The following is a 15,510-nucleotide window of genomic DNA, read 5'->3' on the forward strand; positions in this document are numbered from 1 at the left end:
ACTATACAACAAAGCGTTATTTGATGATGAGTAGGGGGGCATCTGTGAAATAGGTGCTTGATTATAGATTAAAGGGAAATGAATATGATTAGGAATAAAAAGAGGCTTTAGGATAACGATTATTCAATGCCCAATTACCTATATCTTTTAGTTTATATTCAACAGGGTCGTGTAATGTCTGGGTTCGGACATTGCGCCAAAATCGGTCTAGACGAAGCGCGGCATGGGTTGCCCGAGCTCCCATCACTTCAAACATACGATTGGTAATATCGAGACTGGTGCGAGTTGCTGCGACTTTTGCTGTTGCAATACTGAGTGCAACTTCTCCACGCTCTGTTACGGTGAGTTTGTCAGCTAAATCCCATGCGTGTTGAAATTTCTGTATTGCATGTTGATTGAGTAGACGAAGTGATTCGAGTTGCAACCAAAATTCACCATAATGCCGTAGGGTATATGGGTCTTCATTGGCATGTTCTACATCAGATAAAAACCAAGCTTTTGCTTCTGTTTGGGTATAGTGCTGCGCTTCAGCAAAAGCCCCTTCGGCCACGCCTAAAAACATATTGATAAAAATTAATTGTGCTAAAAGAGGACGTAAGGATGCAAATGGCGTACTCAGTGGGCCAGGGTCTAATAATAGATCCTTGTTTTCTATACGCACTCGTTCAAAAATAGCACTGCCGCTGTCGGTTTGCCGTTGACCAATATTGTCCCAGTCATGATAGAGCGTAATACCGGAACGAGCGCTGGGAATTGCTGCAATAAATAATTTTCCTGTCTGTTCATCTACCGCGGAGGCAATGAGCATTTCCGAATCAATAGCGCCAGAGCAAAAGCTTTTTTTTCCTGAAAACTCATACCAACCTTGTTGTTGCGGTTTGGCGATGGTTCGTTTATCAAGTGGATTGAGTGCATTCCCCCAAAACCAAGATTTCTCAGCTGTGAGCTTGAACCAATTATGCCATTGTGAGGTATGACCGAATAAACGCACGGTGGCTAGGTGTAAATGGTGAAATGCAAAGACATGTGCAAGTGAACTATCGGCTTGAGCAAAAATTCGAACGATATTCAGTACATCTTGCCAGCGAGCAGACAAACCTCCAAACTCAGCAGGAATTGATAAAGCCAGTAGACCACTTTGACGTATTAAATCTCTTTCATATTTTGCTGTACCTCCTGTACGGTCTCGTTCAACTGCTGTGAGTGCAAACTGTTGCGCAAGAGTTTGTGCAGTGGTTTCAGCATCAGAAAGACAATGTAGACGATGGTTTTGACTTAAAACATTCATGGTAATGTCCTATCAAGGATTAATTTTAAAACTGAGTTATTGCATGCTCAAAGTGCTTACATCCGCTTGTGACACGAGGGTCACAAGCGTTGTTGGTCGTCTATTTAACCGTTAACAGTTTGTTTTTGTGGAATAACATCATTCGCAATCATTTCCCCAAAAGGCCCCGTTAAATTGGTTTGCCCAAATTTTGCATAACTTGCATAAGGCTCTGGTAATAACGGAAATACTAATTCAGCAAAGCGATAAGCTTCTTCTAAATGTGGGTAGCCTGAAAAGATAAAACTTTCAATGCCCAAGTCTGCGTACTCTTTGATACGCGCTACAACTGTTTCAGGATCTCCAACTAGGGCTGTCCCAGCACCACCACGTACTAAACCAACACCTGCCCAGAGATTGGGTGATACCTCTAAATGATCTCGTTTTCCACCATGGAGTGCAGCCATCCGTTGCTGGCCTACTGAGTCAAAGCGAGCAAAGGATTGTTGTGCTTTAGCAATGGTTTCATCGGAAATGTGTTCAATTAATTGATTTGCTGCGGCCCATGCTTCTTCATTGCTACGTCGTACAATGACATGTAAACGAATACCAAATTTAACTGTACGACCTTGTTTGGCGGCTTTAGCACGAATTTGCGCAATTTTCTCTGCGACCGCAGCTGGTGGTTCGCCCCATGTTAAATATACATCCACTTGTTTGGCTGCTAAGTCTTGGGCAACTTCAGACGAGCCGCCAAAATACAGTGGTGGATAAGGCTTTTGTACTGGTGGATATAAAATTTTGGCATTTTTTACGTTTAAATGTTTACCTGAAAAATCGACTGCTTCACCCTGTAAAACACGTCGCCATATTTGTAAAAATTCATCGGCAGCTTCATAACGTTCACTATGATCTAAAAATAAACCATCACCAAAATTTTCATCAGGATCCCCCCCTGAAACAACATTAATGAGTAAACGTCCATTGGATAAACGGTCTAAAGTAGCAGCCTGACGTGCTGAAACAGTGGGAGAAATAATCCCTGGGCGAATGGCGACAAGAAAACGTAATTTTTCAGTGAGTGGGGCTAAAGCGGAGGCAACCACCCAAGAATCTTCACAAGAACGCCCAGTTGGAATTAATACACCATAATAACCAAGGTGGTCTGCTGCTTGTGCAATTTGGCGTAGGTAGTGCAGCGAAACTGGACGAGCATTTTCACTTGTTCCTAAAAAGTGTCCATCACCATGTGTAGGTAAAAACCAGAAGATATTCATGTAAATTCATCTTTAAAAAATTAATACTCATGACATAGCAAGTGCTATGCCAATTATTATTTTGTTTATTATCAATAAGATATATTTTTAGCCTAAAGCATTATTGTTAGTGTACAGCTGAGCTGTTGATTTACTGTTGCTGAGGCAACACCGCTAGACCTGCCAGTTCAGCAACATTTAAATTAGGGGCTTGATGTAAATTAATAAGTAAAGCGAATAACAATAGCAGTTTATGTTATTGGTCTTTTTTAGCGTAAAAATTTAGATTTGGCTTATTGTTCATTATGTTTTTTTGATTTTAACGTTTATTCAATCAGCGTTGGGCATCCTGAATTTTTCATTTTTTATCAAGATTAAAGCTGAGTGATTAGACCTCAGATCAAATTACTTTAATCCAAACATGTAGGGTATTGGAGATCGTCATGGATATTGTAAAACATCCTGAATCACGGCAGTTAGCACGGACAGTCAAAGCCAGTGCTTATGTATTTGAAGATCAGAACTCCAAGCGTCTTATGTCTTATATTTCACAAATTGCACCTAGTGAAGCAACAGTTTTAATTATTGGGGAAACAGGTACAGGGAAGGAGTTGGTTGCTCGTCAGATTCATCAACATAGTCACCGACGTCAACAACCTTTTATTGCAGTGAACTGTGGTGCTCTCTCTGATACTTTGGCAGAAACTGAATTATTTGGTCATGAAAAAGGGGCTTTTACTGGAGCGATCAGTCAGCAAATGGGGTGGTTTGAAGCGGCAGAAGGAGGAACAATCTTTCTTGATGAGATTGGTGATCTCTCACCAAATATTCAGGTCAAGCTTTTGCGAATCTTGCAAGAAAATGAAATTGTAAGAGTGGGTTCAAGAAAAACAAAAAAAATTGATGTTCGTGTAATTGCTGCAACCAATATTCGTTTAGAAGAGGCGGTATATGCAGGTAATTTTCGGGAAGATTTATATTTTCGACTTAAAGTTGCGTCGCTGAGTATATTGCCTCTTCGGTTACGTATAGACGATATTTTACCGTTGGCACAACATTTTATTGAAGACTATTCAATGAGCTTGAAACGACCACCAGCAGTACTAACGACTGAAGCACAGCAGTTACTCTGTGAATATCATTGGCCTGGCAATATACGCGAGCTTGAAAATGCGATTCATCATGCCTTATTAATTTGTAAAAATGGTTTGATTCAGAGTTATGATTTTCAACTTTCAGGATTCAAACATAAATTGTTGTCAAATGTACATGACGATCTGATTTATCAAGCCAATCATGGACAGTCTTTAAAACAGACATTATTGGCATGGTTTGAACAGGGAATTTCTAATTTAGATGAGCGTTTGGAGGCTGAAATTACTCAAGCTGCTTATGAGTATTGCCATAAAAACCAACTACATACAGCTAAATTATTAGGTGTTAGTCGGAATATTATTCGTGCGCGTTTAATCAGACATGGCTTTCTTGAACCCAATATACGCGCTTAATTGAACATTCATTTGTTTGTAAATTAAAAAAGAGGAGGTGCAAATAGTTGCACCTCTGTTTTTATTGGTGATTATATTGAGCTGCCGTATGTGGGTGTTTAAGGTAATCTCCTTGGCCGAAAAGCTTATGTCTTAATGTTCCTTCTTTATATTCTTTCGGATAGATACCGCGTTTTTGTAATTCAGGAACAACATATTCTACAACGTCATTAAAGCTTTCATGTGCGATGGCATAAGCAAGATTAAATCCATCTACACCTGTTTCTTCAGTCCATTCCTGTAAAATATCTGCAATGGTCTGAGCTGAACCAACGAACACAGGGCCATTACCACCAATACTTGTCCATTTAGCAACTTCATCTACGGTCCAAGATCGGGTTGGGTCGGCACTGCTATAAGATTCCAATAATGATTGTATGGCATTAGTTTTAATATATTGAATTCGGTCATCTTTACCAAACTGTGCGAAATCAACACCACTCCAGCCTGAAACTAAAGTAAGAGCACCATCATGACTGGCATATTGACGATACTCATTGAATTTATTTTGAGCTTCAAGATCTGTTGCTCCAGTGACTATTGTGACTAGGGTATAAATATAAACGCTGTCGGGTTCGCGGCCCTCAGCAATTAATGCCTGACGAATATCTGTAACAAAGCGCTTTAATAGGCTTTTTGAGGGTACAGAAATAAAAATACATTCAGCATGTTTGGCTGCAAATTGTTTACCACGAGATGATGCGCCTGCTTGGTAGAGTACTGGGGTACGTTGAGGTGAAGGTTCACAGATGTGAATACCAGGTACTTGAAAATACTGACCGTTATGCTGAATTGGCTGAACTTTTTCGGGGTGAATAAAAATTCCAGACTGGGCATCACGTATAACGGCATCATCCGCCCAACTGCCTTGCCAAAGCTTATATAAGACCTCTAAGTATTCATCAGCAATTTCATAACGATCATCATGTAACAATTGATCTGTTTGACCAATATTTTTAGCACCGCTAGATAAGTAGGAAGTGACAATATTCCAACCTGCTCGGCCTTTGGTGAGATGGTCTAGAGTCGACATCCGCCGTGCAAAAGGATAAGGGTGTTCAAAGGAAATAGATGTTGTAATTCCAAAACCCAGATGCTGAGTAACAGTAGCCATTGCAGGGGCCAGTTGTAGAGGGTCATTGACAGGCACTTGGACTGCACCTTGTAAAGCATGGTGATTACTTTGATGATATACATCATAAGTCCCAAGTACATCTGCAATGAAAATACCGTCAAAAATTCCTTTTTCTAAAATTTTTGCTAGGTCTGTCCAGTATTCAATATCTTTATATTGCCAAGAGCGATCTCTCGGATGTCGCCATAATCCTGGGGATTGGTGTGTGACACAATTCATTTCAAAAGCATTAAAGCGAATTTGTTTAGTCATGTTGATTGCCTATTTCAAACGTTATGAAGGTGTGAACTGATTGTTATGTTTGAGATCATGATTTATTTGTTCTACAAGCACAGGAGTAGATGAGCATTGATTTCGAAATAGGCTTTTCGTCATATTTATAAATTGGCTTAAGATTGAACATGTGGGGAGATCCGTTATTCAGTATTTTTAAGAGAAATAAGAGAGTTTACTGAAGCATAATCTATGCCATAAAAATATAATTATAAAATTCAATTAGTTATTTTAATTTTTTGGCTTTGGTGTCTAGATTAAGGCACTGTTATGTTTATTTGATGTTGCTCTATAAACAGATTGCTTAGGATAAATTACACATCATTATATTTAGAGCTACTGATGCATTTGAGTTAAAGGTATATGGCAGTTTAGAAAATTGTTGCTGAGACAACACTGCATCACCATTTTTACTATTAAAAAGACATTTCTAATATAGTGTTTGATTATAAAAATAAATAAAAACAATTAGTTAGTTTTTGGCATGACTTGTGCAATTGATCAATCCGATATTTATTTAATGTGTAATTTGGTCAATCTAACCAACATTGCAACCCCTCGTGATTGAAGTAAACAGAAGGAAAATGATATGAGTAATCTAAATGTTGATCCGTATATACAACAGATACCAAAGCAAGCAGCCCATCGAATTGAAACTGAACAAGAAGCGATAGAAATTGCAAAACAACTGGCGGCTAAGTTTTTACAGGGTGCTGCCGAGCGTGATCAACAGCGTCTATTACCTGTAGATGAGCTAAATGCATATTCACAAAGTGGTTTATGGGCCATTCGTGTACCAAAGGCATTTGGTGGTATTGATGCTTCTTATCGTACAGTGGTCGAGGTCTTTAAAATTATAGCCGCGGCAGACGGATCACTAGGCCAGATTCCACAGAACCATATTTCTATAGTGGATACTTTACTTTTTGATGCTTCAGATTCACAAAAAAAATTCTTTTATGATTTAGTCTTGAAAGGAATTCGTTTTGGTAATGCCTTTTCAGAAATTGGTAATAAACATGTCGCAGACTTTCAAACGAAAATAAAAAAACAGGGCAATGATTATATTGTAAATGGGAAAAAGTTCTTTTCTACGGGGGCATTGTTGGCGCATTGGATACCTATTGTGGCGGTAGATGATGAGGCAAATGCCTATTTGGCAATTACTCCTCGTGATACTGCTGGTTTAACCATTCGCAATGATTGGTCTAGTTTTGGACAAAAAACGACAGCGAGTGGCAGCGTTGAGATTGAAAATGTCCGTGTTCCAGCTGAGTATGTGGTGGCCATTCATTCATTTGAAAACCCAACACCAACAGGGGCTATTTCACAGATTTTACAAGCAGCGATTGATGCTGGTTTAGCCCGTAGTGCTATAGAAGAAACAATTCATTATGTGAAACAACATACACGCCCATGGATTGATGCTAAACAAGATAAGGCAACAGAAGACCATTTTACGATTGCGACTATTGGTGATTTAAAAACACGTCTACAGGCTGCTGAAGCTGTACTTGATCTTGCTGCGGATCAAATTGATATCGCCATAAGCGAGGTCAGTGAGGAAAATTCTGCTCAGGCCTCTATATTGGTCGCACAAGCTAAAATTTTAACCACTGAAATTGCGATTCTAGCAACGAATAAACTATTTGAATTGGCTGGAACACGCTCAACACTTGCAGCACATAATTTGGATCGTCATTGGCGTAATGCTCGTACTCATACTTTGCATGACCCAGTACGATGGAAATATTATGTTGTGGGAAATTATTACCTCAATGAGATCCAACCTGAACGACATGCTTGGCTATAAAATAAAACTGAATTAAATAGCCCAATTATAGAGGGTTATTTAATTCAGTTGTTGAGATGAATCATGAGGGTAGGGTTTATATTGTTATTTCAGCCAGACCTCATAGTTTAAGGTCGATGTAAATTTACCTGCTGGAGGTTTAGATAAAAATAATACACCTGCATCGTAATTTTGACGAATTGAATTGCCCTGCGGTTTTACAAAATTAATGTCTTGATCAAATGCAATTGGTGTTGTTTTATTTGTATCGAAGATTCGAATGCCAACTTTATTGCGCATGTTGGTTTCAGCAGCGGTCAATGTTGTGTTATTCAACATTTGGTTGGAAGACCAGCGTCCAGTAAACACCGATGATGCACAGTCTTTTCCAGTCATATTCATTTCTAAGGTAAACGGTGTACGACGTAAAATTTTATTAATATCTTGATCAGGAGAATAACGGCCTAGATTAACGTCTTGTACATTAAATATAGGCACACAGTCGATATAATTGACCTGAATATTAGAAATGAGCTCTTGGAAGTTACCATTACGGTTTCTACCACCTGCACCATCAACCTGAAACATGGTGAAGTTTCGAGTGCCTGCATTGTACTTCTTACCTGAACCACGAGACTTAATAAATAACGAATACTGAATTGTAACTGTTTGAGGTGTTGCACAAGATGAAGTCGTTGGTTTACCTATAAGTCTACAGTTACTTTTTGCAGCAGTTGAAGATGTTGAAATAAGAGCAAGTTGACCTGTAGCGATTGCTGCATAGTTGTTATGGATTTCATATTCTCGACCTTCGTACTTAATACCAACGATGAGATTACTATTTGCGAAAGCTGCGGTTAATTGACTATATTGATCATCAGGATACAAATAAAGATATTCAGCTCTATTGGTTTGGTAATCGTCATAACAGGTTAGTGTTGTACTGTAAGTAGGGGACTGCCACAACATTTTTCCTGCAGCTTGGTCAGAGTCAATGACACGGATTGGGCCAACATAAGTTGTGTGTGACGTGTTGCGAGCAGTGTCAATATTAAATGGGGTAGTAGCGACACCACCTTCGAGGCAGCGTAGTGCCCAACTATGCTGTATCGCAACTAAGCTTAAACAAAAAACTAGGCAAGATTGTAGAAATAAAACCCTTAAGATAGACATATTAATGTTCCTCTACAGCATGGCAGTTGATGTTTATTTCATCGTAGCCCATTTCACGATCATTCAGTTGTGGCAATGTAAATTGACATTGTTCGAAAGATTCATCGCCCCATTTTGCAATTAATGTTTGGTTAGATTGAACACCAGTTAAATAGGCTTGACCTTCTAAACCAACGAGTCCCACACTTTTTTGTGTGATGGGATCAATAATGGAGCTTGCGGTTGCAATAAGGCGGTCTTGATAATTGAGTTTAGCCAGAACACTATGACCTGTTTTGACATCAAATTTTATTTTAATCACCGCATTTTTTGTTGGGACAATATCATTGATAATTGGCATATCAATATTTCTATTTTGTCCTAAATCATCTACACGTAACGCCACACGATTGCGATTATAAGCACTACTACTGCTAATAACGGCATAACCTGTACGGTCGATTTTAAGGCCAGTTTGATTTTCAATACGAATACCTTCAGCACCTTTGGCCTCAATCAAAATTGGATTACCAAACATTTGTTGTCCTAAAATTAAGCCGCCAGAATGTATTAAAATACCGCCATCAATTGATGCAGAAGCTTGTTGATATTGGTCTGAATAAGTATAGGCCAGAGATGAGTTTAGTTTTGTGCCACGATATGAACTGCTAAGAGCCACTTGATTACTACGGTTTTGTTCCTGATGACTGACTTGAATCTGCGCATTTAAGTTTTTATCTTCAAGAAAATTACCTGACAACGTACTATTAAAAGTATCCCCTAATCGATCAGAATGTTGGTAACTGTTGTTACTTGATAAATCATATTTTCTCAATGCAGGAATACGATCTAAATTAATACTAAGATTAAGACCAAAAATATTTTCATCGTTTTGTAGCATTGACTTACTGTGCTGATAAAACATTCCATAAGAGAAACGGTTAAAGTTTTTGTTATAGCCAATTTGCCAGTTTTCTTGGTTGTATTCTTTTTGCCAGAAATCAGTTTTTGCCAAAGTTAGATATAATTGTCCAAAGCTACCTAACTCTTGATTGATAGAAGCACTAAATTGATTACGTTTATTATAATAAGTAGGTGAATAAAAATATTGTCGGCGTTGTTCTGCATTGGATGGATGATTTAAATAGTCAGATTGATAGCTATATTCATATAAGCCATCTTTCCATTGGGCACGTTCTTGCATGGCATCACTAAAACTATAATAGTCTTGACTAGAATAGCGATAACCCACTAGGCGGAAATTGGTACCTAAAGAATTCAGTGATTTTGCATAAAGAAAACGAATACTGATCCCATCTTTACTTTCTCCTTGCGAAGTTTTGTTATGTGCGTAGGTCAGATCAGTAGAAAGAGAGCCAAGATAGCCAAGTGCAAAGGCTAAACCTGCTGCACCTGCATAATAATCATCACCGATGATCATCCCTGTATAAGGGGTTATATAATTATTGACACCATAGGCATAGCTTAATTGTCCAAAATATGGATGATACTTTTGATCATTACCACTACGATATTGACCTGCAGTAAATTGGAATTTTGCTTGATGAGGGCGAACCATATTAGGCACAGAGGAATAGGGTTGAATGAACTTACGAATTTGCCCATCACTTTCAATCACACTAACTTCTAGGTCACCACTATCATTTGCTGCATATAAATCTCGAATAGTGAAATGTCCAGGTGCAACATGAGTACTATATACAAGATAGCCATTTTGACGGATTTCAACACTTGCATTACTTTGTGCTGTCCCTTGAATAATTGGCGCATAGTTTTGTAAGCTATTCGGGAGTTGCATGCTATCACTACTAAATTGCACTCCTCTAAAATTGAAGCTGTCGAAGACATCGCTACTACTAAAACTATCACCAATTTCTAAACGTGTTGGAATTTTGGTTTGTAAGTCGCGTTCCAGTTTATTGGAACTACTTTGCCAACGGCTTTTTTCTCCAGAATACTGAGTAAAACTAGAGTTATTGCGGTAACGCCACGGCCCAAAGTTAAAACCACCATTTAAAAAGAGTGAATTATTATAATGATTAGATTCTCCACGATTATGGTAATAACTGGTGTTTGCTGAATAATTTAAAATAATCGCGTGAATACCTTGATTAAACTCTTTAGGTGAAACAAAGCCTCGCGGTTTTTGGACTAAATTGACTTGAGGGAGTGTAAGTGCAAGCTGAGATTGTCCAATATGAGTTTCAATTTGAGCATTAGCAATGGCTGTTAAATCATAACAACCTTGGGCGTTAATTTGCTGTTGTTCTGGGTTTATAAATAGAATTTGATTCTGATCAATAAATGTTTGATCAAAACATGGTTCAACTTGATGCTCTTGAGTTTCTACAAAACGAATAGAACGCTTTCCAATATAACGCTGATTAATTGAGAGAGAAAATTCATATATGCCAGGTTCAAGTGTATGACCGTAGTTTAAGGCATTAATAGCAATTTCATCGGTTTTGTCTTTTAAAAAATCAGTATTAAAAGCAATATGTTCAGCATGTGCAAAAGACCAAGTTTGACCAAGACTCAGCGTGAGTGTTGAACACTTGAGTATGATGGTGAATATATAGCGTGAAGAATGCATATGTGATCATTAATATAGTTGTACTGGAGGCATTTGAACATTTCCTCCAAATTCATTAAGGTAAGTAAAACTAATTGTCTTTGTATTTGTTGGTAAATGTTTGAGTATGATGGTCGATTGAAATGGTGGGATCATATCCTCATCCATTTGCACTAGTTTCCCAGTTTGATCGCCTAGCTTTAGGTCTCCAATGGTAATAAACAGCGGACTTTTATTCTCAAGCTTTAAAGCATTTCCTTGAACAGACCAATGCACCTGCTTAATAGCATCTTCCAACTGTATATTTATTTGTTTTGGACGATAAAATAATTTGATTTTTGTGCGGACAGCAAGCTGTAACACGTTTTCATTTTCAGGTTTAGGTGGGATTTCTTGAATATTGATCCAGAATTGACTCTCTTGGTCCGTTGCGAGCCCAGTACCTGAATATATAAATCGTAAAGTTGATTCTTTTTGTGGTTCTATTTTGACCAAAGGTGGAGTAACGACAAATGGGATTTTCTGATCTTCATTTGTCGTTTTTCCAGCCTCTAACCAGCTTTGTACCATATAGGGTTTATCAGTATTATTTTTGAGTGACAATGTTGCTGCTTTTGCTGAAGCGTCATAAATGACGCGGCTTGCCTGTGCTTGAATAGCAGCATAGCTTTGAGATAGAAAAAAAGTTGAAGCTAAAAATACACTTGTAGCAATTGTTCTCAAATACATGATAATTCCTTAGGTTGTATTTACTTCTGTTCGATAGTTACACGAGCAGTTGCATTTGCTTGACCCGCAGTAACGAGTTCACCTGTTGCTTGATAAAATGCTTGTAGAGGAAGGCTTCCTTCTTGCTCATCTTTACCTAGAGTAATGCTTGCATTTGTGTCGCTAGTTGCGACAGTGTTGATATTGACTAAGTTTGTCATTGAATCGGCGTTGGCAATTGCAATACCCACACCTTGAGCTGAAGAGGCCTTTAATAGTTGTTTGTTTACAGAATCTGCTAAACCTTCAAAATGAAAATTATAGCTACCAGCGGCACAGTCAGTGACTTTTAAGGTAAAAGGTTTTGGACTTGATTTATCACCAGCTACTTTAAATGTAGAAGTAGGCCATTTCCCTAACATAACCTCGCCCGTTGGATTCCCATCAACTGCGATATTACAGGCAGCATTAACAATCTCACCTGTAAATTTAATTTGTCCAGCAGAAAAAGCTTGAGTTGATAAAGTTAATGCGGCCGTGCTCGCTAAAATCGTAAGAGCTAATTTCATATATATGCCTAAATACATGGATAATAAGAAAAAACTTGGTTTAAATGTGATGTGTTAAGCCAAGTTATGAAAAATATGATGAATCATCACACTTTTTAATATCATAGTTGCTTTTTTAGATAAATTAAACAATAGCGAGAATATTTATATATTTAAAATATTTTAATTAATACAAATCAATAAGTTGTTTTTGGGCGAATTTGTAAAAAAAATTTATTTTAGTATAAATTTTAATCAATAGGGTACTTTGCTTTAGTGGAAAAATATTAAAAAAACACAGTACATATGTGTCAAATTTCATGGAATTACACAGGTGTTTTACACTCTTTTTTCTTTAAAGGTGGATAATAAATAGGCTGTCTGATTCTAGTTTTAGTTCATTAAAATTTAGGCATGAAAAAAGCCCCAAGTTTTCACTTGAGGCTTTTCTTGAATCTGGAGCGGGAAAGGAGACTCGAACTCCCGACCCCAACCTTGCGTAGTAGTATTATGCTTATTCTAAGTGAATTAAAAAATTAGGTAGACCTTTTGTACAAGCTGCATTTTCAGTTTGGTGGGGGATTTAAACACTAAATCTTTGTGTAATAACTCAACACTATTAAATAATTATACTTTGCTGCTAAGAATGACATCACCTGTCAAGATTATTTTTTAAACTCATTAATCACCACAGAAAAGCGACAAATAGTTACTTTTTTAATATTTTTGTAAATATATGTTATATTTCAGTAGTATAATTTAATCATTATTGTTTGGTTCGTGAGCGAAATATTTATGCAGCATGATGAAGCGACTCATGAGCGATTAGCAGAACGTTTGGCAAATATTCTTACTCAGCTGAATATGGGACAGCAGTTGAGTGTTAAAGCATTAGCCGATGAGTTTAAAGTGAGTACTCGAACTATTTCACGAGACTTTGATCGTTTAAGTGCATCTTTACCATTATTAAAAGATGATGTAAGTAAAAAATATTATTTACCAATAAGTTATCTTGGAAAAATTACGCATAAGGATATACGCAATTTTGCTCAGCTTTCCGGTATTCGTGATTTATATCCATCTTTGGATATTTCGTTCCTACGAGAACTTTTAGATCATCGGGCGAATCAAACTTATAGTACCAAAGGTTATTCATTAGAAGATGCTAGTCAGTTTAAAGCTTTGTTTAAAGTGTTCAGTGCGGCTATTCAGCAACATAAGCAAGTTACTTTTCTATATAGAGGGGAACCTAAAAGTGTTTCTCCTTATCGTTTAATTCACCATCATGGAAATTGGTATTTAGCAGCAACATTCGAAAATGAACTAAGAGCGTATAGGTTAAGCCGCATCGAGTTGTTATCCGATCAATCAATGTGTGTGGATTTTGAAGTTGATCCAGAGATTTTAGCTCAATTAGAAAATGAAGAAACGATCTGGTTTGGGCAAGAGAAAACAGAGGTTGTTCTTAAAGTTGATGCTGAGGTGGCAATACATTTTCAAGCACGAGCACTTTTACCAGAACAACAAGTGATTAAGTTCTTGGACGATGGTGGATTATTAGTATCTAGCCGCATTGTACATACTAAACAGATTCTACCTTTAGTTCGTTATTGGGTTCCACATCTTAAAATTATTAGTCCAGAAGGGCTACAAGATGAAATGGAGCAAGGGCTAAAACAGTATTTGGGAATCTAATAAGGCATAAACTTAGTGGATTTAATATATTATTAAATAGATGAATGATATGAAAGATATAACGGTAGTCAGTGATTTAAAAAGAGAAGTGCAAACGTTATTGAGCACTGGGCTCAATGCTTTTCATCAAATTATAGACTTGGAGTTGTTATTTAATTTAGATCAAGATAATGCTTTTGCATATAAAGCAATAGATATCTTACGTAGTGAGTATCTTAAACTTGAGCAGCAAAAAACGATTATTGCCGTTGTTGGGACCATGAAAGCAGGAAAATCTACAACTATTAATGCGATTGTTGGTAAAGAGATTTTACCAAATCGTAATGCACCGATGACAGCTATTCCAACTTTAATCAAACATCATAAAGGCAAACCAGAGCCACATTTGATTTTTACTGAAACAGCCAGCCGACCAATTAATCAATTAATACAAAACCTCAAATCTGCTTTTGCTGACCCATCTAATCAATCTAAACTTGATCAGCTTAAAAATGATAAAGACTTATTTATTACAGTCCAAAAAATTCAAGAAGGTATGCAAGTCATTAGCGAAGCCTTGGGTGAAAAAAAGATTTTTGAGTTCTTGAGCTCTATAAATGACCTAGTACGCATTGCCCCACTTTTTGATTTGGAATTTCCTTTTCATCAATATCAAGATTTAGAACGACTACCTGTTATTGAAGTGGAATTTGTTCATTTACAAGAAGCTGATCATGGCGGTGAGCTTATTTTGCTGGATACTCCAGGGCCGAATGAAGCGGGTCAACAGCATTTAAGACAGATGCTACACGAACAATTACGACATGCATCGGCTGTCATTGCAGTTATGGATTATACCCAACTTAAGTCAGAGGCTGATGCTCAACTCCGAGATGACTTAAAGGTATTTTCAAATACCTTAGATAAACGTATTTATGCTTTTGTGAATAAGTTTGATAACTGTGATCGCCATGGTATGCAACAAGATGAGCTGAAGCCCTTTGTTGAAGGACTAACTCAAGGTTTAATTGCTAAACAGTATGTCTACCCTATTTCGGCAAAGCTTGCCTATTTGGCAAATCAAGCGAAACAGTCATATTCACTCCATGGAACTTTGCCTGATTCTGAAAATATTGCTTGGGTTGAAGATTTTTATAGGGCGGGGGGATTAAGTCTTGAGCACCTGCGAACAGCGGATAATATTGCCGCGACGATAGAAGTTTTATGGAAGAAGTCGCTCTTTAGCGAACCATTAAAGCAGGTAGTGGAGGTGCTGCATCACCAATCGATGTTGATTATATTGAGTTCAGCAATAGATAAGTTAATCAGCTATGTCCACACGTTTAATCAAATGCGGGTGAAAAAGTTTAGCGAGTTATGTAAAGGCATATATGGGCAAGGGGCTACAATGAATACTTCTCAAATTGGCGTGATGACAGATCGGATATTTAATCGCAAGCTACAAATAGATATGCCTTCCTTAGAACAATCTATTCAACTACTCAAGCAACGCATAGCCGATTTAACTTTGGCCTAGTGTTTTAATCACAATTAATGAATGTATA

The 15,510-nt window shown here is 37.5% G+C and carries 11 protein-coding genes; 4 read left to right on the plus strand and 7 right to left on the minus strand.

Annotated elements, in window-relative coordinates:
- Nucleotides 1-88: 88 nt before the first annotated feature.
- Together RFH42_RS13435 and ssuD are read right to left on the minus strand one after the other, a co-directional pair.
- Nucleotides 89-1,288, minus strand: coding sequence for an acyl-CoA dehydrogenase family protein (locus RFH42_RS13435; RefSeq protein ID WP_308976224.1), 1,200 nt, complete (start codon nucleotides 1,286-1,288; stop codon nucleotides 89-91).
- Between the two features lie 104 nt (nucleotides 1,289-1,392).
- Nucleotides 1,393-2,544: an FMNH2-dependent alkanesulfonate monooxygenase gene (ssuD, locus tag RFH42_RS13440; protein WP_308976225.1), complete on the minus strand. Its 1,152-nt coding sequence runs from the start codon at nucleotides 2,542-2,544 to the stop codon at nucleotides 1,393-1,395.
- A gap of 422 nt (nucleotides 2,545-2,966) precedes the next feature.
- Between ssuD and RFH42_RS13445 the strand changes: the two genes are divergently transcribed.
- On the plus strand, nucleotides 2,967-4,031 hold the full coding sequence (locus RFH42_RS13445; protein ID WP_308976226.1) for a sigma-54 interaction domain-containing protein: 1,065 nt from the start codon (nucleotides 2,967-2,969) through the stop codon (nucleotides 4,029-4,031).
- A gap of 61 nt (nucleotides 4,032-4,092) precedes the next feature.
- On the opposite strand, the gene RFH42_RS13450 is transcribed toward RFH42_RS13445, so the two are convergent.
- Nucleotides 4,093-5,457: an LLM class flavin-dependent oxidoreductase gene (locus tag RFH42_RS13450; protein WP_308976227.1), complete on the minus strand. Its 1,365-nt coding sequence runs from the start codon at nucleotides 5,455-5,457 to the stop codon at nucleotides 4,093-4,095.
- Between the two features lie 610 nt (nucleotides 5,458-6,067).
- On the opposite strand from RFH42_RS13450, the gene RFH42_RS13455 reads away from it, so the two are divergent.
- Nucleotides 6,068-7,291, plus strand: coding sequence for an SfnB family sulfur acquisition oxidoreductase (locus tag RFH42_RS13455; RefSeq protein ID WP_308976228.1), 1,224 nt, complete (start codon nucleotides 6,068-6,070; stop codon nucleotides 7,289-7,291).
- A gap of 84 nt (nucleotides 7,292-7,375) precedes the next feature.
- On the opposite strand, the gene RFH42_RS13460 is transcribed toward RFH42_RS13455, so the two are convergent.
- Genes RFH42_RS13460 through RFH42_RS13475 form a run of 4 tightly spaced genes read right to left on the minus strand, consistent with a single transcriptional unit; the run spans nucleotide 7,376 to nucleotide 12,292 of the window.
- Nucleotides 7,376-8,443, minus strand: a complete 1,068-nt coding sequence (locus RFH42_RS13460) for a hypothetical protein (RefSeq protein WP_308976229.1) — start codon at nucleotides 8,441-8,443, stop codon at nucleotides 7,376-7,378.
- 1 nt (nucleotide 8,444) lies between these two features.
- Entirely contained in the window at nucleotides 8,445-11,036 is a 2,592-nt protein-coding gene (locus RFH42_RS13465) for a fimbria/pilus outer membrane usher protein (protein ID WP_308976230.1), read from the minus strand.
- Between the two features lie 9 nt (nucleotides 11,037-11,045).
- Complete coding sequence (locus RFH42_RS13470) at nucleotides 11,046-11,744, minus strand: fimbrial biogenesis chaperone (protein ID WP_308976231.1); 699 nt, start codon at nucleotides 11,742-11,744, stop codon at nucleotides 11,046-11,048.
- A gap of 20 nt (nucleotides 11,745-11,764) precedes the next feature.
- The gene (locus RFH42_RS13475; protein ID WP_308976232.1) at nucleotides 11,765-12,292 is read right to left on the minus strand and encodes a fimbrial protein; all 528 of its coding nucleotides are present in this window, start codon (nucleotides 12,290-12,292) and stop codon (nucleotides 11,765-11,767) included.
- A gap of 774 nt (nucleotides 12,293-13,066) precedes the next feature.
- Between RFH42_RS13475 and RFH42_RS13480 the strand changes: the two genes are divergently transcribed.
- Nucleotides 13,067-13,966: a helix-turn-helix transcriptional regulator gene (locus tag RFH42_RS13480; protein WP_308976266.1), complete on the plus strand. Its 900-nt coding sequence runs from the start codon at nucleotides 13,067-13,069 to the stop codon at nucleotides 13,964-13,966.
- 49 nt (nucleotides 13,967-14,015) lie between these two features.
- On the plus strand, nucleotides 14,016-15,482 hold the full coding sequence (locus RFH42_RS13485) for a dynamin family protein (RefSeq protein ID WP_308976233.1): 1,467 nt from the start codon (nucleotides 14,016-14,018) through the stop codon (nucleotides 15,480-15,482).
- Nucleotides 15,483-15,510: the final 28 nt, after the last annotated feature.

It is taken from the genome of Acinetobacter rudis (assembly GCF_031157835.1).
GTDB lineage: Bacteria > Pseudomonadota > Gammaproteobacteria > Pseudomonadales > Moraxellaceae > Acinetobacter > Acinetobacter rudis_A.